The organism is Actinoplanes sp. NPDC049599, assembly GCF_044465625.1.
Classification (GTDB): Bacteria; Actinomycetota; Actinomycetes; order Mycobacteriales; family Micromonosporaceae; genus Actinoplanes.
Map to the genome: position 1 here is coordinate 60,766 of NZ_JBITLX010000037.1, position 18,647 is coordinate 79,412.

Sequence of the window (18,647 nt, forward strand, 5' to 3'; positions counted from 1 at the left end):
GTGCCAGTGAACCAGTGGCAGTGCTGGCGCTGCCAGATGACCGGCACCGCCCTGGACACCGCGCACGGCCTCGCCATGGTGCGCACTCACACCCTGTTCGCCTGCCCCATGGCCGCCACCAGCGACGCCGAGGTGCTCCGGCGCCTCGCACGGCGCGCACCGCTGACCCGCCTCTACCCCGCTGAGGTCCCGGCGCTGACCGCCCGACATGCGCCCTCCGGGCGCCTTCAAGCCATAGCGGACGGCGTTCCGCCGCCTCACCTCTTGAGAGGACCTGTGCGCATGCCCGATACCGGCACCATGTTGGCCGCCGCGCTCGCCCTGGCCGCCGAGGGCCTGCCGGTCTTCGTCCTCGGCCGCACCAAACGCCCCGTCGCCAACTGCCCCGCCTGCCCCAAAGCCGCCAACAGCCCGGCTCATGACCCGCAGGCCTGCGACTGCCTGACCTGCCACGGCTTCTACGCCGCCACCACCGACCCCGACCGCATCGCTGCCATGGTGGCCGCGATCCCGCGCGGGCTGCTCGCCATCCGCACCGGGCGCGGCTCCGGGCTGGTCGTGATCGACATCGACCCCCGCAACGGCGGCCGGATACTGCCCGAACTGATGCCACCCACCCGATGCGCCCGCAGCGGTGACAACGGCTGGCACCTGTACTACCGCCACCCCGGCGGCACCCTCGCCGCCGAACTGCACGGCCACGCCGGCATCGACGTCAAAGCCGACGGCGGCTACGTGGTCGCCCCACCGTCGGTGCACCCTGACACCGGACGCTCGTACCGGTGGGTGGGGGACCGGGCGATGGTTGAGATGCCCCCGCCGCTGCTCGCCGCGTGCCGCCCGGCCGAGGCGGCGCCGCTGGCCGTGATACCCGGCACAGGGCCGACCCCGACGACGAGCGGGCGGGGCATCTCATCCCCGGCCGCTCTGCTGCAAGCGCACCTCGATGCGGTCGCCCAGGCGCCCGAGGGCCGCCGACGCAACACCCTCTACGGCACCGCCCGCGGCACCGCCCGCATGGTCGCCGCGGGCGCCCTCACCCCGAACGACGCCTACCACGCGCTCTACGACGCCGGCGTCCGCGCCCAACAGATCCACCGCGACATACACGCAGCCATCATCGGCGGGTTCCGCGCGGAATCCGTTGCCATCGAGGGGATCGCCGCATGACCGACACACCACCCGAGGGCGCGGCCATCCTCGACCGCCTCCACGCCATCATCACCAAGTACGTCGTGCTGCCCAGCCCGGAAGCGGTCGATGCGGTGGTGTTGTGGATCGCCGCCACCCACGGCCAACTCGCCTGGGCTCACGCCCCACGGTTGGTCATCCGAGCGCCGGAGAAGCGCTGCGGCAAATCTCGCCTGCTCGACGTGGTCGAAGGCACCTGCTGCAACCCGCTGATGACCGTCAACGCCTCCACCGCCGCGGTCTACCGCTCGATCGGTGAAGGCGACCATCCGCCAACAGTCTTGCTGGATGAGGCAGACACGATCTTCGGGCCGAAAGCCGGAGACGCGAACGAGGATCTGCGCGGGCTGCTCAATGCCGGTCACCAGCGCAACCGGCCCACGATCCGGTGGAATCACCAGAAGCAGCAACTCGAACGGATCGGCACCTTCGCTATGGCCGCGCTCGCCGGCATCGGTGCCATGCCCGACACAATCGAGGACAGGGCCGTGGTGGTGAAGATGCGCCGCCGCGCACCGAACGAGAAGGTGTCGCCGTACCGGCAGCGCCGCGACGGACCCGCGCTGCGGCAACTCGCCAACGACCTCACCGAATGGCTGCGCGGCAACCTGCTCGACCTTGAAAAGGCCGAACCGGTCATGCCCCTCGAAGACCGAGCCGCGGACACCTGGGAGCCGTTGATCGCGGTCGCGGATCTCGCCGGCGGGTACTGGCCCGAGCGTGGCCGGCACGCCGCGCAAGCTCTGACCGCGGCCCGCGAGGGTGACACTGAGTTCTCCGACCGACTCCGTGTGCTGATCGACTGCCGCACCGCGTTCGGCGACCTCGAAGCGATCCCGACCTCGGTACTGCTCGACCGGCTCAAAGCCGACCCCGAAAGCCGGTGGGCTGAATACGGCGGGACCGGGCTGACCGCGATGAAGCTCGGCGTCCTGCTCAAGGAGTACGAGATCACCTCAGGCAACATCCGCTTTCCCCAGCCGACCGGGCAGGCCAAGGGCTACCAGCGCGCCGACTTCACCGACGCATGGACCCGCTACTGCCCACCCGCCGACACGGTCGATCAAGGCCGCGCAGGGGAGCCGTCCCAGCCGTCCCAGCCGTCCCAGCCCAGCTCAACCCCGGGACGGCATTTGAAGGCGGTACGGCTTGAGCCGTCCCAACCCACCCTCGACGAGATGCCCCCGCCGCCAGACGCCGAGGCCACTGGGACGGCTTAAGCCGTCCCACCCGAAAAGCCGTCCCGCCCCTGAACTGCATTGGGACGGCTGGGACGGCTGGGACGGCTTACCCCCGAGAATGAGCCGCCCCAGCGAGAGCACCCGTGGATGCGGCCCGCTCAAATCGCCTCTGCCAGATCGACGCATGGCATCACCCAAGCCCTGATCGGATCTTGGCGCCACCGCGCCCTCAGCGGGCCGTCCTGTGGCCCGTCAGGGCGGCGCGTCTCCGCGCCTCCAGGACCCATCCTCACGCGCAGAACGGGCGCCAGAGGCCGTTCTGCGCTGCCCAACCGCACCGCTCGCACTGGGAGGCAAGGCCTGATGTTCAACGCCACCGCGCTCACTAAAACCGACACCGAGGCGCCCGCCGACACACACCAGCCCGCAAGGTCCGCAGCCACCTACACGGTCAAGGAAGTCGCCAGCATGCTCCGCCTCAGCCTAGGCGGCACCTACCAGGCGATCCGGGCAGGCGAGATCCCCGCCAAGCGCATCCGGGGGCGCTGGATCGTACCTGTGCACCGCTTCCATGCCTGGCTCGATGCCCAGGACGACGACGCGGCCGCGGGGCATCTCGCCGCCTGACCAACCTTCGCCAATCGTGGGCCACCGGCAGGTGCTGTCGGTGGCCCACGCCCGTCGATACGAGAGGGGACGCCCGCTTGCGAGGCTCCGTTTTCAAGCGCTGCCAGTGCCGCGACGGCAACGGCAAGAAGATCAAGAACTGTCGAAAGCCGCACGGCTCCTGGTCGTACACGGTGGACGCTGGCACCAACTCCACGACCGGCAAGCGACACCAGACCACCCGAGGCGGCTACAAGACCAAGACCGAGGCAGAGGAGGCGCTGACCGCGGAGTTGTCGAAGGTGAACGCCGGCACATGGACCGACGACCGTCGTATGACGCTCGGCAAGTGGCTCGATCAGTGGATTGCGGGACTGATCGCGGCCAAGAGGTCGCCTAACACGATCAAGAACTATCGAGGGCATATCCGCGACGCGTGGAAACCGGAGCTCGGCCACAAGCTGCTGCGCGATCTGCGACGGAGCCACATCGAAGGGGTGCTCGCCGACCTGGCACTGCCGATCGAAGGTGAGCGACCCGGCGGCAACGTTGGCCGCCGGATCGAGCAACGAACGCCAGCCACCATTGACGGCTACCGGCGCACCATCCGCGCCGCACTCTCGGCTGCACAACGCGGCGGGCTGATATCGCTGAATCCGGCGGTCGGGCGGATGGACTCGATCCCCGTGATGGGCGCCATGGACGAGGACGACGAGTCCGAGGTGTGGCAGCCTGAGGAAACCGCACGGTTCCTGGAGCATGTGTTCGAGGATCGCTTGTCAGCGCTCTACGAACTCGCCGCCTATGCCGGCCTGCGCCGGGCTGAGCTGTGTGGGCTGCGCTGGTCAGACATCGACGCGAACGGCGCCGGTCTACGTGTCCGCCAGACCATCGTGTCCGTCACACGCGCACAGGTGGAGCCTGAGCAGGCCAAATGCCCGGTCTGCGGCGCGATCCACGTGGGCCGCCTATTCAAGGCACCCAAGTCGCGAAAGGGTCGCCGGTGGGTGCCGCTCGCTGTGCCTGCTCAGGAAGCGCTCGCCCGACACCGGGCAACCCAGCAAGAGGAGCGCGAGTTCCTCGGCATTGACTACCAGGATCACGATCTTGTGTTCTGCCGACCGGACGGAATCCCACTCCGGCCGGACCGAGTGACGGTCGAGTTCGTGCAGCACGTCGCAGCATGCGGCCTACCACCGTGCCCGCTGCACGACACGCGGCACGGCGCCTGCTCGCTCATGCTGGCCGGCGGAGTGCCGATCGAGATCGTGCAGATGATCCTCGGGCATTCGTCACCGGAGATCACACGGCGCGTCTACGCCCACCTGATGCGGACGACCACTTCCGCCCAGGTCGAAAAAGCCGGAGAGCTTCTGACGCGGCACCGCCCTCGCCGAACGCGGATGTGAGCAATCCGTGAGCAACACCCCCGGTCGGAAGGCTTTCCGGCCGGGGAATCTTGGCTCGGAAAGCAAAACGCCCACCGGCGTTTCCGCTGGTGGGCGATGCTCAAAGCCCGGCGAGAGGCTTGAGTGGCCAGGGGCGGGGTCGAACCGCCGACCTTCCGATTTTCAGTCGGACGCTCGTACCAACTGAGCTACCTGGCCCTGCCGCGCCGTGATGCGCGCGGACTCGGCTGTTGCGGTCCTGACGGGACTTGAACCCGCGACCTCCGCCTTGACAGGGCGGCGAGCACTCCAACTGCTCCACAGGACCTTGCTCGTGCACTTGCTGCGTACTTCTTACCACTTGCTCCGACCGAGGTCGGTCCGTACCCCCAACGGGATTCGAACCCGTGCTACCGCCTTGAAAGGGCGGCGTCCTGGGCCACTAGACGATGAGGGCAACCCCGCCATCATTGCATATTTCAACTCCGGCGGCGTGGGCCCCAACCGGCCCCGCTTGAGGCTTGGAAAGCATACGTGATCCACCGCCCGTCATCCAAACCGGTATCCCCCGCGCCGCGTACACGTCGCTGACCTGCATCAACGCGGCCGGTCCACGGGCACGGCCACGGCCGACACCAACTGGACCGCCTCCGCGAGGCTGCCGAGCAGAGTGACTTCCTCGGGGAGGCTGTCCCGCTGCCAGCCCGGCCCGGCGGCCGCGACGAGCAGCGGCCGGTGCCGGCCCGACAGCACATACGACCACTGCGCGGGGTCGGCGGTGCCCGGAAGCTGCGACCACACCACCAGGACGGCCGGTCCGGTCCGGGCTATGGCGTCGGCGAGGGCCTGTGCGGGCACCCGAGCGCCCAGCAGCCTGCTCGACACCCCCGCCTGGGCAAGCGCCGCGGCGAGCGCCTCCAGGGGCAACGTGTGCTGTTCCTCGTCGGCCGCCGCCAGCAGGACCCGGGGGATCTGACTGCTCGGCGGGCGCGCCACGGAACCCAGCACCTCGGTGACCCCCCGGGAAAGGATGTGCTCGACCTCGATGAAGCGCTTGGTGGCCGCGTACCGCTCGCCGACGCCGATCAGCACCGGCATGATCACTTCTTCCCAGGCCGAGATGACGCCCCGATCGGTGACGCTCATCTCGAGAATGTCGCGCAAGGCAGGTGCATCAAGACGCATGGCGGCGCGAGCCAGCCCGCGAGCGGCAGGCCCGGCCCGACCGGTACGGATGGCGTGCCCACCACCGTCGCGAGCAACAAAGATCCGCCCGTTCTGCTCGGGCCAGACCATGTCGATTGCCGGCCGATCGCCCAACCGGGAGAACGGGTCGGAGTCCGCGGGCGGGGCTGCGTTCGCGGAACCGGCGCGGGCATCCGACTCAGGCCACTCGGAAAGCGGAAGCCCCGGGTGCAGCGCGGGCAAAACGGCGTCTCCGCGGGTCGGGAAGCCATCTTCGGCAGTTTCACCGCCGGTCAGTGGGCCAGCGCCGGTGATCTGCCCGCCGTCCAGTGGGCCAGTGCCGGTGATTTCACCGCCGGTCAGGGGGCGAGTGCCGGTGGTTTCGCCGCCGCCCAGTGGGCCAGCGCCGAGTGTTTCACCGTCGACCAGCGGGTGGACGCCGGTGGTTTGGCCGCTGGCCTGCGGGCCGGCGTATGCGCCTTCGCCGCCGCCCAGTGGGCCGGCGTAGGCGCCTTCGCCGCCGACCAGCGGGTCGGCGCCGGCTGCTGAGCGGGGAGCGTTTCTGCCGGACGCGGCGTCGGCGTCGGCGGCTGCGTCAAGAGCGATCCGGCCGGCCGTCGCCCTCGGGTCCTGCCCGTCCGCCGGATGCCCAGCGTCGGTTTGCCTTGGACCACCGCTCCCACCGAGCGCTGACTTTCCACCGCCCGGTGTCCCCGCAGCGTTACCGCCCGGCGCAGATTGCTCGTCGGTCGAGGAAATGCCGTCAGGGAGCCGAGGCCCCACCGCTGCAGCCCCCGGCTCGGAGAGACCTGGGCTCACCGCCCCGCCGGCGGGCGGAGACACGTCTTCCCGGCCGCGCGGCCCGCGCCGGTCAGCGCGTGCCGGTCGCGCCTTTTCCGGGTGCGGCGTCCCAGCGTCGGCCGGGGCGGCCTGGTGGCTCGGTGGGATCGGGCTGGATACGTCGATCGGGACGGGCACGCGGCGCGCCCAGGCGGCGGCCTCGGCCGGTGCGACGCCCTGGGCGGTGAGCCTGCGCATCACCTGGAGGCGGTCCATGTCCTCCGGCGTGTACCGGCGGTGCTGGCCCGGCACGTGGTGACTCGGCCCCAGCCCGTACCGCTGGTGCCAGGTGCGCAAGGTGGTCACGGCGACGCCCAGACGGCGGGCGACCGCCCCGGCCGTCAAGGCCTCATCGGCCACCCGACCGCTCCGGTGCATCGTCGGTGGACGGGGTGACGCCGGCCGCCGGCCCGAGGGCCAGGTGGCGGATCAGTCGCTCGGTGACGCCCGGCAGCCAGGGCGCGTACGAGCGCAGATCCTCCCGCAGCCCCGCGTTCAGCTCGTCGACGGACACCCAGCGCACATCCGCGACCTCGTCCGGGTCCACGAGCAGTCGAGCGTCCGCGGCCACCTCGCCGAGCAGTACGTGGTCGTACTCGTATTCCACCAGTCCGGTTGTCGGGTCCTCCGCGTAGTACGAGTACACGCCGGCCTCGGTCAGCTCGACGTCGCCCACGCCGATCTCCTCGACGAGCCGGCGGTTGGCCGCGGCCGCCGGGGTCTCGCCGGGCAGCGGGTGACCGCAGCACGTGTTTGCCCAGCGGAGTGGGAAGCGGGTCTTCACCGCGGCCCGCTGTTGCAGCAGCACCCGTCCCGCCGGATCGCGGAGGAACACCGAGAAGGCCCGGTGCAGCTGGCCGGGAGCGCGGTGGGCGTCGCCGACCGTGGCGGCGCCGGCCGGGGTGCCGTCGGTGTCGACGAGCTCAACCAGGTGCGCCTCGCGTGACGTGGTCACAGGGCCCTCCCCACGAGATCCGCCGAAGTCCCGGTGATCCGGCTGGCCGCCAGCTTGCCGGAGATCAGCACCATCGGGACGCCCACGCCCGGCTGGGTGCCGGAGCCCGTGAAGACCACGTTGGGCAAAGTCGGGTGCAGGTTACTCGGGCGGAACGGGCCGGTCTGCGTGAAGGTGTGGGACGAGGCGAACGGGGTGCCGGCGGCCATGCCCTGTGCGGCCCAGTCGTCCGGGGTGATGATGCGTTCCACCTCGATCCCGTCGCGGAATCCCACGTAACCGCGCTGTTCCAATACGCCCGCGAGCTCGTCGGCGTATCGCCGGCCGAGGCCGCCCTTCCAGTCCAGCGGCGCTACGTCGAGGTTCGGCGTCGGGGCGAGCACGTAGTAGGTCTGCCGGCCGGACGGGGCCACGCTCGGGTCGCTGTGGCTGGGGTTGGTGACCAGCAGCGAGGGGTCGCTCATCAGCAGGCCCTGGCGGATCACCTCGTCGAAGGTGCCCTTCCACGCGGCGCCGAAGTGGATGTTGTGGTGCGCGATCTTGGAGTAGCTCTGGCTGGACCCGATGTGCAGCACGACGCAGGACGGCGAGTATTTGAGCTTGCGCGGGCGGCGGGACTCGGGCAGCAGATCGCGGTAGGCGATCGGCAGGTCGGGGTTGAGCACCACGACGTCGGCCGGGATGCGCTCGCCGCCCTCGGTGATCACGGCGGTGGCCCGGCCGTTCGTCGTTTCGACGCGGGCCACCGTCGTCTCGTAGCGGAACTGCACGCCGTGCTTCTCGGCCGCGCCGGCCATCGCCTTGGGCACCGCGTGCATCCCGCCGCGGGGGAAGAAGACACCCGCCACCGAGTCGAGGTAGGCGATGACGGCGTAGATGGCGAGCGCGTCGTGCGGGGCCAGACCGGCGTACATGGCCTGGAAGGAGAAGATGCGCTGGGTGCGCGGGTCGCGGAAGTACTGGTCGATCTTCGGCTGGAGCCGCCGGAAGCCGCCCATGCCGAGCAGCTTGAGCAGGCTCATGTTCATCAGGTCGAGCGGGGTGTCCAGGTTGCGGTCGATGAAGTTGTTGCGCTCCAGGCGCCACAGCTCGCGGGCGAAGTCGACGAAGCGGAGATAGCCGTCCGCCTCGCGCGGGCCGCAGACGCGGGAGATCTCGGCGGCCATCTTCACCGTGTCCGTGCGGACGTCCAGTGTGGAGCCGTCGGGGTAGAAGGCGCGGTACGCCGGGTCCAGCGGAGTCAGCTCGAGCCAGTCGGAGAGCTTCTCCCCGACGGCGGCCAGCGGCTCCGCGATCAACTCGGGCATGGTCAGCACGGTCGGGCCGGTGTCGAATTCGTATCCGTCGACCGAGAGTCGCCCGGCCCGGCCGCCGGGCACCGGCTCGCGCTCGACGACGGTCACCTGCCGCCCGGCCGCAGCGAGGTGCAGCGCGCAGGCGAGACCGCCGAGTCCGGCGCCCACCACCACTACCCGGTCCGTAGATCCCGTCACTCTTCGCACGTCAACTGCTCCAGGGGGTCGGTAGGTCCATCATGCTCGGCGATGCGTGGCTTGCGCCGCCAGGCTCGTCAACGCCGCACGGGCGTCGTCGTGAATAGGCGCGCTCGCCAGCGCCGCGATGCCGTCGGCCACCCGCTGCTCGATCAGCGCCTCGACCTGCGCGACCGCACCGGTCTCGGCGATGACCTCGGCCCGGCGGGCGACCGTGGCGGGGGAAGTGAGCCCGCCGGAGCCGTCGGCGGGGATGACGGCTCCGGCGGGGTTTTGGGCCAGCTCGGCCCGCTGGGCGGGAGTGGCGAGCTGGTGGGCGAGCATGAGCAGGGTGGTGGGCTTGCCGGTGAGCAGGTCGTCGCCCGCCGGCTTGCCGGTGATCATGGGGTCGCCGTAGACGCCGAGCAGGTCGTCACGCAGCTGGAACGCCTCGCCGACCGCGATGCCGTAACGGTTGTAGGCGTCGTCGACGGCGGCCGCGTCCGCACCGCCGGGGCCGGCCAGCGCCAGCCCGAACTGCAGCGGCCGCTGCACCGTGTAGCTCGCTGTCTTGTGCCGGGCGACGAGCAACGCTCGCTCGACGGACCAGGCGGTGGGCTCGCTCTCGCCGAGGACGTCGAGATATTGCCCGGCGATCGCCTCGATGCGCATGTGGTCGTAGCAGGCGCGCACCGCGAACAGGGTCGCGGTGGAGAGCGCCGCGCGGGCCAGCAACTGGTCGGCCCAGACCAGGCAGAGGTCGCCGACCAGGATGGCCGAGGTGGTGCCGAACCGGTCCGGGTCGCCGATCCGGCCCGAGTTGCTGTGCTGGGCGGCGAAGATGCGGTGCGCCGTCGGCCCACCGCGCCGGGTGGCCGAGTCGTCCATCACGTCGTCATGGACGAGTGCGAAGGAGTGCATCAGCTCGAGCGCCGCGAGGGCCGGCAGCACCGGCTCGACGGGCTCGCGCGCGGCCACCACGCCGCGCCACCCCCAGTAGGCGAACGTCGGGCGCAGCCTCTTGCCGCCCGCCAGCACGAGATCCCGTGTCGTGCGGGCGAAGCGGCCGAGCGCCGGATCGACGTCGTCCAGCGCGGCGGTCTGGCCGCTCAGGAACTCGGCCAGGGTGCCCTCGACGGCAGCCGTCAAGCCGTCCGCGGGGACGGTCTGACGAGGTATCCCGATGCGGGGGTTTCCCTCGAGGATGTCGTTGGCCACGACGGCGACATTACCGTAGGCTGCCAGTTGCGTCGATTCATGCGTCGATTTTCTTGGGAGGAACCGTGGAGGTCGATCTGGCAGCGGCCTACGAGCGGTGCCGTGAGCTGCACAAACACCATGGCCGCACCTACTACCTGGCGACCCGCCTGCTACCCCGGTGGAAACGACGCCATGTGCACGCCCTGTACGGATTCACCCGTTATGCCGACGAGATCGTCGACCGGACGGAGGACCTGCCGCCGGCCGAGCGCGCCGCCCGGCTCACCGCCTGGTCCGACGAGTTCCTCGCGGGCCTGGCTGGGAAACCTACCGACGACCCGCTGTTGCCCGCGGTGCTGCACACCATCGCGGTCTTCGACCTCGACCGCGCTGACTTTGCGTCGTTTCTGCGCAGCATGGCGATGGACCTGACCGTCACCTCGTACGCGACCTACGACGACCTGCTCGACTACATGGAGGGCTCGGCCGCGGTCATCGGCACGATGATGCTGCCGATCCTCGGCTCGACCGATCCGGCCGCGGCCCGCGAGCCGGCCCGCCAGCTCGGCCTTGCCTTCCAGCTCACCAACTTCATCCGGGACGTGGCCGAGGATCTCGATCGCGGCCGCACCTACCTACCCGACGCGCATCTGGCCGAGTTCGGCGTCACCCGCGACGACCTGTTCGCCGCGCGCGCGGCGGGCCGGTCGACCCCGCAGATCAAGGCGCTGATCCGCGCCGAGGTCGCGCGGGCCGACGAGCACTACGCCGCCGCGGCGCCGGGCATCCCGCTGCTGCAGCGCGGCTCCCAGGCCTGCATGCGCACGGCCTATGAGCTGTACGGCGGCATCCTCGACGAGGTCGCCGCCGAGGACTACGACGTCTTCGCCCGCCGGGCGACAGTCCCCAACCAGCGCCGGGCCGCAGTGGTCGCCAGGTCCCTGCTGACCCGACCAGGCACCCCCGCGACCGCCTTCGCGCGCACCTGAGCAAACGAAGCGCACCGCCGGACCATGGCAATCAGAGAGCGGAGTTGAAATGCAGACGGCCGTCGTTCTGTTCACCCGAGACCTGAGGGTGCACGACAACCCGGCGCTGGCCGCCGCCTGCGCCAACGCCGAGCAGGTCGTCCCGCTCTTCGTTCTCGACCCGCATCTGCAACGGCTCTCGGCCAACCGCGCCCGCTTCCTGCACCAGAGCCTGGCCGACCTCCGCGAGAGCCTCCGGGGCCTCGGTGGTGACCTGGTCATCCGGACGGGCGACCCGGTGGCCGAGTCGATCAAGCTCGCCATCGAGGTCGGCGCGGAGGGCATCGCGCTGAGCGGGGACGTCAGCGGCTACGCCCGCCGTCGCGAGCAGCGCTTCGAGCAGGAATGTGAGCAGCACCGCATCGCGCTGCGGCTGTTCCCCGGCACCACGGTGGTGCCGCCGGGCGACGTGCGCCCGGGTGGCGGCAGTGGGCACTACAAGGTCTTCTCGCCGTACTACCGGGCCTGGGAGTCGGCGAAGTGGCGCGACGAGGTCGCCACGCCCGCGCGGATCGTGCTGCCGCCCGAGGTGACCATCGGGGAGCTGCCCGAGCCGCCGGCGGGGGAGTCGCCCGGGGCGGCCGGCGGGGGTGAGACGGAGGGACGCCGCCGGCTGCAGACGTGGCTGCGGCACGTCGGGCCGTACGACGATCTGCACGATGACCTGGCCGCCGACGGGACTTCGCGGCTCAGCGCGTACCTCCGGTTTGGTTGTGTTTCGCCGTTGACCGTCGCGAACACGGCGCGCGGGCAGGACGGCCCCGGGCCGGCCGCCTATGCCCGCCAGCTCTGCTGGCGCGACTTCTACTACCAGGTCACCGCGGCGTTCCCGGCGATCTCGACCGAGGCCTACCGCAAGGCGGGCGACGGCGAGTGGCGCGACGACCCGGGGGCGCTGCGGCACTGGCAGGAGGGGACGACCGGGGTGCCGGTGGTCGACGCGGGCATGCGGCAGCTGCAGGCCGAGGGCTGGATGCACAACCGGGCCCGCCTGATCACCGCGTCGTTCCTGACCAAGCACCTCGGGCTGGACTGGCGGCACGGCGTGCGGTGGTTCTTCCGCTGGCTGATCGACGGTGACGTGCCCAACAACTCCGGCAACTGGCAGTGGGTGGCCGGCACCGGCAACGACACCAAGCCCTACCGGAGGTTCAATCCGATCCGGCAGGCGGAACGCTTCGATCCCGACGGCGAGTACGTTCGTCGCTACGTTCCGGAGTTGAAGGCGGTCGCGGGCAAAGCCGTGCACCAGCCATGGCGACTACCGGATACGGTTCGTTCAGGTCTCGACTATCCAGGTCCGCTCGAATCGCACCGCGACGAAGCGGTGTGGCTGCGGCCCTGACCGTGGCGGCGGTGAGTTTTCCCGTCCGGTTCGCCGGATGGGATGTGGAAGCGGGTCCTGCCGACCCGTTGCGTTCGTCCGTTGAAGGTCGGCAGGACCCGCGACAAACTTCCCAGCGCGCCGGGCCGGAAACCTCAGGCGGGCAACGTCCGCCAGGCGCCGTAGTGGTGCACGGCGATGCCACCGAAGGCTGCCGTCTGCCGGGTCGCGGTGTCCACCTTCGCCAGCTCCAGCCGCAGCGCCGCCGCGCCCTCCTCGCGGAAGGTGCAGTAGGCACAGTCCGCCAGCGGCCCGGTCTCCGCCGCCAGCCGCACCCGCTTGCCGGCCGCCTTCCCGCGGGTCAGCCAGTCCTGACTCACCCCCAGCAGGGAGTTCGGCCCGGTCGCGGTGTCGCGGTAGCTCATCACCGTGACCGCGTTCACCCGGCGCAGCACCTCGTCGGCCAGGTTCTTGCGGCCGATCTTGTACTGGCCGAACCAGAACGGCACGTCGACCTCCAGCTGCAGCTTGCTGGCAAGCCGCATCCGGTCCAGCAGCTTGAGGTACGCAGCCTCGGTCGCCTGCAGGTTGGTGGTCCAGCCGTCGACCAGGTACGGCTCGACGTCGAGGTGGATCCCGTCGAAGAGGCCGGTCGACACCACGGTCCGCTGCCACGCCAGGGCAGCCGCGTGGTCGGTGACCCACTCGGTCTCCCCGCCCAGCGCCCGCAGCTTGATCCGCCTGGCGACGGCCTGAGCCTTGAGGTCCTGCAACCGCTCGAGGCTGCCGTCGGTGAGCACCGTCGGCGAGACGTAGACGAAGACCTCGGAGATGTTCTGCCCGGCGGCCCATGTGATCACCTCAGCCGCCGGGTCGGCGCCCCACAGCCACATGGCCCGGGTGTTGACCGGCGCCGCCGTGAGGCCCGCGCTGCCCGCGGACGAAGCCCCGGGCGATACCGCGGCCGCGGCCACGAGAACCGCGGACACCAGCCCGGTCTGCCATCGTCGCCGCATGTTTGCCCCCTGCTCGGTGGTTTCTGTTCCGCAGGGGCACAGAATCGGCGGGGGCGCCGGTCAGGTAAGCAGTCGCACCGAGGAAAGTGCCTTGTCGACGGCACCGACCCGCTCGAAGTCGCCGATCCGGCGGGTGACGTAGGCGATCGCGTGGCCGGTGGCCGGGTCGGCCCAGGCCGCGTTGCCGCCGAGACCACCCATGCCCCAGGTCCCGTCGGGCTCCAGCTGCACGCCGAGGCCCCAGGTCGTCGACTGGCCGATGAAGAGGTCCGGACCGCTGAAGTGCGGCGTGACCAGGTCGGCGACGAGTTCCGCCCGGAGCAGCCGGTGGCCGTCGAGCACCCCGCCGGCGAGCAACCCCGCATAGAAGCGCGCCAGCGAGTCGGCCGTCGCGTGCAGGTTCACCGCCGGGATGACCGACCGTCGCCACAGGTCGCCGTTGAGGACGGCGAGGTCCCGCGAGCCGGGCGGGTTCGCGATGGCCCGCGCGTGCACCGAGCCCGGCTCGCCGAGCAGCTCTTCCGGCCGGTCCGGCCGGTCGAACTCCAGGTCGGCGCAGCGGGCCGGCTCGGTGGCGCCGAAACCGAGATCAAGCCGCCACGGCCCGGCGATCTCCTCGGCCACGAAGCGCTCCGGCGACCGGCCGTCGACCCGGCGGACGAGCTCGCCGAGCAGGTGACCGTAGGTCAGCGCATGTTCCGCGGCCACCGTGCCCGGGGGCCACTCCGGGCTCGCGGCGGCCAGGTCGGCGCAGAGCAGGTCCCAGTCGCGCCACGCGGAGGCGTCCCGCGGCACCGGGAAATAGGGCAGCCCGGCCGTGTGCGTGAGCAGCTGCCGCACCGATGCCGCGGTGGTGAACCCCGGCCAGTGCCGCGCGATCGGATCATCCAGACCGACCAGGCCGCGATCGACCAGCAGCAGGACCGCCAGGGCGATCACCGGCTTGCCCACCGAATAGACGTTGACCATGGTGTCCGTGACCCATGGCCGGGTGCGCCCGGCGTCGGCCCAGCCCTCGCGCAGGTCCACCACCACCTCGCCGTGGCGCCGCACCGCCAGGGCCGAGCCACTGCGAGGGCCCGCCGCGAAAGCCTCCCGGACGGGCTCGTAACCTCCGGCGACAAAACCATCAACATTACGGTCCGCTGACATGGGCGCACGGTACCGCCGAGGGCCGCCCGATGGTGGAAAGCTGGTCCCATGGGCGAAGCGCAGCAAGTGGACGTGGAAGCGCAGCAAGTAGACGTGGAAGCGCAGCAAGTAGACGTGGTGGTCATCGGCCTCGGCGTGGGCGGTGAAGAGGTCGCGGGACGGCTCGCGCAGGCCGGCCTCACGGTCGTCGGCATCGAGCACACCCTGGTCGGCGGGGAGTGCCCCTACTGGGGCTGCATCCCGACCAAGATGATGATCCGCGCCGGCAACGCGCTCGCCGAGGCCCGCCGCATCCCCGGCCTGGCCGGCACGGCCGAGGTGCGGCCCGACTGGGCGCCGGTCGCCCGGCGGATCCGCGAGCAGGCCACCGACACCTGGGACGACAAGGTCGCGGTCGACCGCTTCACCGGCAAGGGCGGCCACTTCGTGCGCGGCCGGGCCACGATCACCGGGCCGGGCCGGGTCAGGGCCGGCGAGCAGGAGTGGGTGGCGAGCCGGGGCATCGTGATCGCCACCGGCACGACGGCGGTCGTCCCACCGATCGACGGCCTCGCCGGCACTCCGTATTGGACCAACCGCGAGGCCGTCGAGGCCGAAACCCTGCCGGGCACGCTGCTGGTGCTCGGCGGCGGCGCCATCGGCCTCGAGCTCTCCCAGGTCATGGCCCGCTTCGGCGCGCAAGTCACGGTCATCGAGGGCAGCGACCGGCTGCTCGCGATGGAGGAGCCCGAGTCGTCCGAGACCGCGGCCGCGGCCCTGACGGCCGACGGCATCAAAACCCTGACGGGGGTACGCGCACAGCACGTCACGCACGCAGCCGACGGCTTCTCGGTCCAGCTGACCGACGGCTCCACGGTGACCGGCGAACGGTTGCTCGTGGCCACCGGCCGTGCCGCCCGCCTCGACGGGCTGGGTCTCGACACGATCGGCCTCGACCCGTCCGCGCGCTTCCTGAGCACCGACGACCGGATGCGCGCCGCCGATGGGGTCTGGGCCGTCGGCGACGTGACCGGCAACGGTGCCTTCACCCACATGGCGATGTACGAGGCCGACGTCGCCGTCCGCGACATCCTCGGCCAGGGCGGCCCCGCGGCGGACTACCACGCCCGGCCCCGCGTCACCTTCACCGATCCGGAGATCGGCGCCGTCGGGCTCACCGAGCGCCAGGCCCGCGACGCGGGCATCGACGTGCAGGTGGGCTATTCGAGCCTGCCGTCGTCGTCCCGCGGTTTTGTGCACGGCCCGGGCAACGAGGGATTCATCAAGCTCGTGGTCGACCGGGCGCGCGGGGTGCTGGTCGGCGCCACCTCGGCCGGCCCGTCCGGCGGCGAGATGCTCGGTGCGCTGAGCGTGGCAGTGCAGGCCGAGGTTCCGGTGTCTACCCTGCAGGCCACCATCTGGGCCTACCCGACATTCCACCGGGCCATCGGCGACGCCCTGCACTCGCTCTAGAGCGGCAGTGTCGCCGTGATCGTGGTGCCCGCGGGGGACGTGACGACATGCAGCTCGGAGAGCTGCCGGGCGATCCACAGCCCCCGTCCACCGGGCAGCGAGGGCGCGGGTCGGCTGTGCCCGGCGCCGGCCGGATTCTCCAGGCCCGCGCCGTCGTCGCTGACCTCGCAGTGCAGGGCGCCGTCCGCCACCCAGAGCCGCAGCCGGCCGGCGCCGCCGCCGTGCCGGACGGCGTTGCTGGCCAGCTCGTGGGCGATCAGCACGATCGTGTCCACGGCGCGTTCGGTCGCCAGGGTGGCGGCGTGCGCGGCCACCGCGGCCCGCACCCCGTACAGGTTGTCGTCGTTGAAGCCCTGCTCGAGCAGGATCTCCGGATGCTCCGCCGCCGGCGCCTCCTGGCGGAGCGGCCGGTCGGGGTCGGCCAGGTCAGCGGTCGCCATTGCGCACCAGCATCCGCAGCGCCGGGACTTCCGCCGCGCCCGCGACCGTCAACGTGCGTTCGATGAGCTCCGGGCAGACCACGATCATCCGCCGCGACTCCGGCAGGCGCGCCGCCGTCTGCAGGATCACCGCGGCGGCGCCGGCGTCGATGAAGCGCAGGTGGTTCAGGTTGAGGTGCACGTCGTGGTCAAGCCGGACGGCCTCGGCGAGCGCGGCGCTCAGCACGTCGGCCCGGGCATAGTCGAGCTCGCCCGCCACCCGTACCCCCGGCGGCACGTGCTGCCGGCAGATCCGCAGCACCGGGTCCTCGTGGTAGACGGTCGCCGCCACCGTCCGGGGATGCACCCGGGCCGCGTAGGCGAGAGTGACCGGATCAAAACTCTCCCGGTCGTATTCGCAGATCGTGGTCAGCCGCCCCGCGTCGAAGAGCCGGCCCACCTCCGACTCGAAGACCAGCAACTGCTCGGCGTTCGCCTGCGGGCGCGCGGCCCAGCACATGTCCGCGGTGACCCGCAGGCCCGTGCGCCCGTCCCGGTCGGCCCGGGTCAGCTCATGGGCGAGCAGCTCGACCATGGTCCCGGCGTCGGGCCCGGTGCCGCCGCCCCACAGCCGATCATTGGTGACGACGGAGAGCTCCCGGCCGGCCTCCAGGCCGCGATCCAGGAGCTCGGCGCGCAGCAGGTCGACGTCGGCCGCGTCGGTGAAGCAGATGACCCGCTCGCCACGGTCCTGCCCGGCGGCCACGAAGGCGGCCAGGATGTCGAGCCGTTCCTCCGGGTCGGTGAAGGTCAGGCAGGCGTGGTCGCCGGGGACGAGTCGATCCACCGGTGTCGTGGCGACCATGCTTCCTCCTAGGGCCCGAGGGCTGGAAACGTACCCGATGGCGGGGGTGCCCAAGCGGGTTTGGTCGGCCCATCCGGGGTATCCCCGTTCCCATGGTGCGGCAGACGATCTCCCGACTGGAGCAGGCCTCGGCGCTGGACGCTGTCAGCGACCGCCTGCAAGGCGTCGTGCAGCGCGTGGTTCAGCCCAGGAGGCTGCGGGACCTGCTGCACGGGACCTGGCTCGGGCATCCCCTGCACCCTGTCCTGGTCCAGCTGCCGGTCGGCGCCTTCATGAGCGCCGCCGTCCTTGACGCCCTGCCGGGCCAGCACCGGGCCGCGACGACGCTGATCGTGGTCGGCACTGCCGGCGCGGCGCCGGCGGTCGCCGCCGGGCTTGTGGACTGGTCCGAGCTTTCCCGCGACCAGCGCCGGGTCGGCCTGGTGCACGCGGCGGCCAACACGGTGGCTCTCGGCCTCTATGCCGGGTCACTCGCGGCGCGCATCTCCGGCAGGCGAGGGCTGGGCAAACTACTGGGGTTCGCCGGACTGAGCGTTGCCGGTGCCGGCGCCTACCTGGGCGGGCACCTCTCCTACGAGCAGGGCGCCCAGATGAACCACGGTTCCTCTGAGGTGCTGCGCCTGCCCGAGGACTGGGCCGAGGTGGGCGAGGTGGCCGCGCTGCCGGAGGGCAAGCCGACGGTGCGCACGATCGGCGACGTCCGGGTCCTGCTGTACCGCGTCGGGGACGACGTCACCGCGATGGTGGAGCGCTGTGGCCACCAGGGCGGCCCGCTCAGCGAGGGCGAGGTCGAGGGAACGGGCGAGAACGCGTGTGTGGTCTGCCCGTGGCACGGAAGCACCTTCCGCCTCAGGGACGGCCTTGTGGTGCACGGGCCGGCGGCCGGGGATCAGCCCACGCTGCGTACCCGGATTCGTGACGGTCTGCTGAGCGTCGCCACACCCTGATCGGGTTTCCGCAGGTCACCGCGTTGTGGCCCGCGACACGGGGGGCCGATTTGGAGCCCGGGAAACGAGCGAGTAATGTTTTGCGAGCCAGCAGGGAAACGGGCGAGGCAAGCAGAACGAACTGACCGGGTAAACCGGCCAGGGAGTCCAGCTACCGGCCGTCCTGCTAAATCCTTCGAACTTCGGGATCGTAGTGATGCTGCCCTGTGCAGCTCGCCCCGAGCCCGGGACGAAGGGTGCGCTAGGTACGAACGGCACGAACCGGGAGATACCGGTTGACAGGGCCCGGAAGACCTAGTAAAGTTGAACGAGTGCCCCGGGAGCGGGTCGTCGAGTGTGGCGGCAGGTTTTCTGGTGTGTGGTTGTTCTTTGAGAACTCAACAGGGTGCTAGATAAGCCAGTGCCAATTGGTTTTGCTTTGGCTGG

At 71.0% G+C, this 18,647-nt stretch carries 16 protein-coding genes, 3 tRNA genes and 1 pseudogene; 8 read left to right on the plus strand and 12 right to left on the minus strand.

Annotated features, from left to right (window positions below; all coding sequences use genetic code 11):
* Window positions 1-36: 36 nt before the first annotated feature.
* The 4 genes from ACIBQZ_RS38990 to ACIBQZ_RS39005 all read left to right on the plus strand — a co-directional run bounded on the left by ACIBQZ_RS38990 (window position 37) and on the right by ACIBQZ_RS39005 (window position 4,387).
* Window positions 37-1,170 (plus strand): bifunctional DNA primase/polymerase, encoded by a 1,134-nt coding sequence (locus tag ACIBQZ_RS38990; RefSeq protein WP_396093968.1) that lies wholly within the window; start codon window positions 37-39, stop codon window positions 1,168-1,170.
* Window positions 1,167-2,411, plus strand: a complete 1,245-nt coding sequence (locus ACIBQZ_RS38995) for a DUF3631 domain-containing protein (RefSeq protein ID WP_396093969.1) — start codon at window positions 1,167-1,169, stop codon at window positions 2,409-2,411. Before ACIBQZ_RS38990 ends, ACIBQZ_RS38995 begins: the two co-directional genes overlap by 4 nt.
* A gap of 324 nt (window positions 2,412-2,735) precedes the next feature.
* The gene (locus tag ACIBQZ_RS39000; protein WP_396093970.1) at window positions 2,736-2,999 is read left to right on the plus strand and encodes a helix-turn-helix domain-containing protein; all 264 of its coding nucleotides are present in this window, start codon (window positions 2,736-2,738) and stop codon (window positions 2,997-2,999) included.
* A 77-nt stretch (window positions 3,000-3,076) separates the two neighbouring features.
* A complete protein-coding gene (locus ACIBQZ_RS39005) occupies window positions 3,077-4,387 on the plus strand; it encodes a tyrosine-type recombinase/integrase (RefSeq protein WP_396093972.1) in 1,311 nt (436 codons plus the stop codon).
* Window positions 4,388-4,511: 124 nt separating this feature from the next.
* On the opposite strand, the gene ACIBQZ_RS39010 is transcribed toward ACIBQZ_RS39005, so the two are convergent.
* The 8 genes and pseudogenes from ACIBQZ_RS39010 to ACIBQZ_RS39045 all read right to left on the minus strand — a co-directional run bounded on the left by ACIBQZ_RS39010 (window position 4,512) and on the right by ACIBQZ_RS39045 (window position 10,036).
* Window positions 4,512-4,585: transfer RNA gene (locus ACIBQZ_RS39010), tRNA-Phe, on the minus strand.
* Between the two features lie 35 nt (window positions 4,586-4,620).
* Window positions 4,621-4,694 (minus strand) — tRNA-Asp (locus ACIBQZ_RS39015).
* 56 nt (window positions 4,695-4,750) lie between these two features.
* Window positions 4,751-4,823 (minus strand) — tRNA-Glu (locus ACIBQZ_RS39020).
* 140 nt (window positions 4,824-4,963) lie between these two features.
* Window positions 4,964-5,662 (minus strand): B12-binding domain-containing protein, encoded by a 699-nt coding sequence (locus ACIBQZ_RS39025; RefSeq protein ID WP_396093985.1) that lies wholly within the window; start codon window positions 5,660-5,662, stop codon window positions 4,964-4,966.
* An 861-nt stretch (window positions 5,663-6,523) separates the two neighbouring features.
* A pseudogene (locus ACIBQZ_RS39030) lies at window positions 6,524-6,751 on the minus strand (MerR family transcriptional regulator); the annotation flags it as partial.
* Window positions 6,741-7,346, minus strand: coding sequence for an isopentenyl-diphosphate Delta-isomerase (idi, locus tag ACIBQZ_RS39035; protein ID WP_396093973.1), 606 nt, complete (start codon window positions 7,344-7,346; stop codon window positions 6,741-6,743). The gene idi and the pseudogene ACIBQZ_RS39030, both read right to left, overlap by 11 nt.
* The gene (gene crtI / locus ACIBQZ_RS39040) at window positions 7,343-8,848 is read right to left on the minus strand and encodes a phytoene desaturase family protein (protein ID WP_396093974.1); all 1,506 of its coding nucleotides are present in this window, start codon (window positions 8,846-8,848) and stop codon (window positions 7,343-7,345) included. Before crtI ends, idi begins: the two co-directional genes overlap by 4 nt.
* Before the next feature lie 30 nt (window positions 8,849-8,878).
* Window positions 8,879-10,036 carry a polyprenyl synthetase family protein gene (locus ACIBQZ_RS39045; RefSeq protein WP_396093975.1) on the minus strand — a complete coding sequence of 386 codons (1,158 nt, stop codon included), beginning with the start codon at window positions 10,034-10,036 and terminating at the stop codon, window positions 8,879-8,881.
* A gap of 65 nt (window positions 10,037-10,101) precedes the next feature.
* Here ACIBQZ_RS39045 and ACIBQZ_RS39050 point away from each other — a divergent pair, with 65 nt between their 5' ends.
* Together ACIBQZ_RS39050 and ACIBQZ_RS39055 are read left to right on the plus strand one after the other, a co-directional pair.
* On the plus strand, window positions 10,102-11,007 hold the full coding sequence (locus ACIBQZ_RS39050; protein ID WP_396093976.1) for a phytoene/squalene synthase family protein: 906 nt from the start codon (window positions 10,102-10,104) through the stop codon (window positions 11,005-11,007).
* A 49-nt stretch (window positions 11,008-11,056) separates the two neighbouring features.
* Entirely contained in the window at window positions 11,057-12,391 is a 1,335-nt protein-coding gene (locus ACIBQZ_RS39055) for a cryptochrome/photolyase family protein (RefSeq protein ID WP_396093977.1), read from the plus strand.
* A gap of 134 nt (window positions 12,392-12,525) precedes the next feature.
* Here ACIBQZ_RS39055 and ACIBQZ_RS39060 read toward each other — a convergent pair whose 3' ends face one another.
* Together ACIBQZ_RS39060 and ACIBQZ_RS39065 are read right to left on the minus strand one after the other, a co-directional pair.
* A complete protein-coding gene (locus ACIBQZ_RS39060; protein ID WP_396093978.1) occupies window positions 12,526-13,386 on the minus strand; it encodes a hypothetical protein in 861 nt (286 codons plus the stop codon).
* Between the two features lie 60 nt (window positions 13,387-13,446).
* Window positions 13,447-14,538, minus strand: coding sequence for a serine hydrolase domain-containing protein (locus ACIBQZ_RS39065; protein WP_396093979.1), 1,092 nt, complete (start codon window positions 14,536-14,538; stop codon window positions 13,447-13,449).
* Window positions 14,539-14,631: 93 nt separating this feature from the next.
* Between ACIBQZ_RS39065 and ACIBQZ_RS39070 the strand changes: the two genes are divergently transcribed.
* Window positions 14,632-15,990 (plus strand): dihydrolipoyl dehydrogenase family protein, encoded by a 1,359-nt coding sequence (locus ACIBQZ_RS39070; RefSeq protein WP_396093986.1) that lies wholly within the window; start codon window positions 14,632-14,634, stop codon window positions 15,988-15,990.
* On the opposite strand, the gene ACIBQZ_RS39075 is transcribed toward ACIBQZ_RS39070, so the two are convergent.
* The gene (locus ACIBQZ_RS39075) at window positions 15,987-16,430 is read right to left on the minus strand and encodes an ATP-binding protein (RefSeq protein ID WP_396093980.1); all 444 of its coding nucleotides are present in this window, start codon (window positions 16,428-16,430) and stop codon (window positions 15,987-15,989) included. The genes ACIBQZ_RS39070 and ACIBQZ_RS39075 overlap by 4 nt on opposite strands.
* Window positions 16,417-17,274: an MEDS domain-containing protein gene (locus ACIBQZ_RS39080; RefSeq protein WP_396093981.1), complete on the minus strand. Its 858-nt coding sequence runs from the start codon at window positions 17,272-17,274 to the stop codon at window positions 16,417-16,419. The genes ACIBQZ_RS39075 and ACIBQZ_RS39080 overlap by 14 nt, the downstream gene beginning before the upstream one ends.
* Window positions 17,275-17,366: 92 nt before the next feature.
* Between ACIBQZ_RS39080 and ACIBQZ_RS39085 the strand changes: the two genes are divergently transcribed.
* The gene (locus ACIBQZ_RS39085) at window positions 17,367-18,221 is read left to right on the plus strand and encodes a Rieske 2Fe-2S domain-containing protein (RefSeq protein ID WP_396093982.1); all 855 of its coding nucleotides are present in this window, start codon (window positions 17,367-17,369) and stop codon (window positions 18,219-18,221) included.
* Window positions 18,222-18,647 lie beyond the last annotated feature (426 nt).

Excerpts from the sequence above, each read along its gene's own strand:
- ACIBQZ_RS39080 (WP_396093981.1), bottom strand. The coding sequence starts at position 17,274 with ATGGTCGCCACGACACCGGTGGATCGACTCGTCCCCGGCGACCACGCC.
- ACIBQZ_RS39075 (WP_396093980.1), bottom strand. The coding sequence starts at position 16,430 with ATGGCGACCGCTGACCTGGCCGACCCCGACCGGCCGCTCCGCCAGGAG.
- ACIBQZ_RS39085 (WP_396093982.1), top strand. The coding sequence starts at position 17,367 with ATGGTGCGGCAGACGATCTCCCGACTGGAGCAGGCCTCGGCGCTGGAC.
- ACIBQZ_RS39065 (WP_396093979.1), bottom strand. The coding sequence starts at position 14,538 with ATGTCAGCGGACCGTAATGTTGATGGTTTTGTCGCCGGAGGTTACGAG.
- ACIBQZ_RS39000 (WP_396093970.1), top strand. The coding sequence starts at position 2,736 with ATGTTCAACGCCACCGCGCTCACTAAAACCGACACCGAGGCGCCCGCC.
- ACIBQZ_RS38995 (WP_396093969.1), top strand. The coding sequence starts at position 1,167 with ATGACCGACACACCACCCGAGGGCGCGGCCATCCTCGACCGCCTCCAC.
- ACIBQZ_RS39060 (WP_396093978.1), bottom strand. The coding sequence starts at position 13,386 with ATGCGGCGACGATGGCAGACCGGGCTGGTGTCCGCGGTTCTCGTGGCC.
- ACIBQZ_RS38990 (WP_396093968.1), top strand. The coding sequence starts at position 37 with ATGACCGGCACCGCCCTGGACACCGCGCACGGCCTCGCCATGGTGCGC.
- ACIBQZ_RS39025 (WP_396093985.1), bottom strand. The coding sequence starts at position 5,662 with ATGGTCTGGCCCGAGCAGAACGGGCGGATCTTTGTTGCTCGCGACGGT.
- ACIBQZ_RS39055 (WP_396093977.1), top strand. The coding sequence starts at position 11,057 with ATGCAGACGGCCGTCGTTCTGTTCACCCGAGACCTGAGGGTGCACGAC.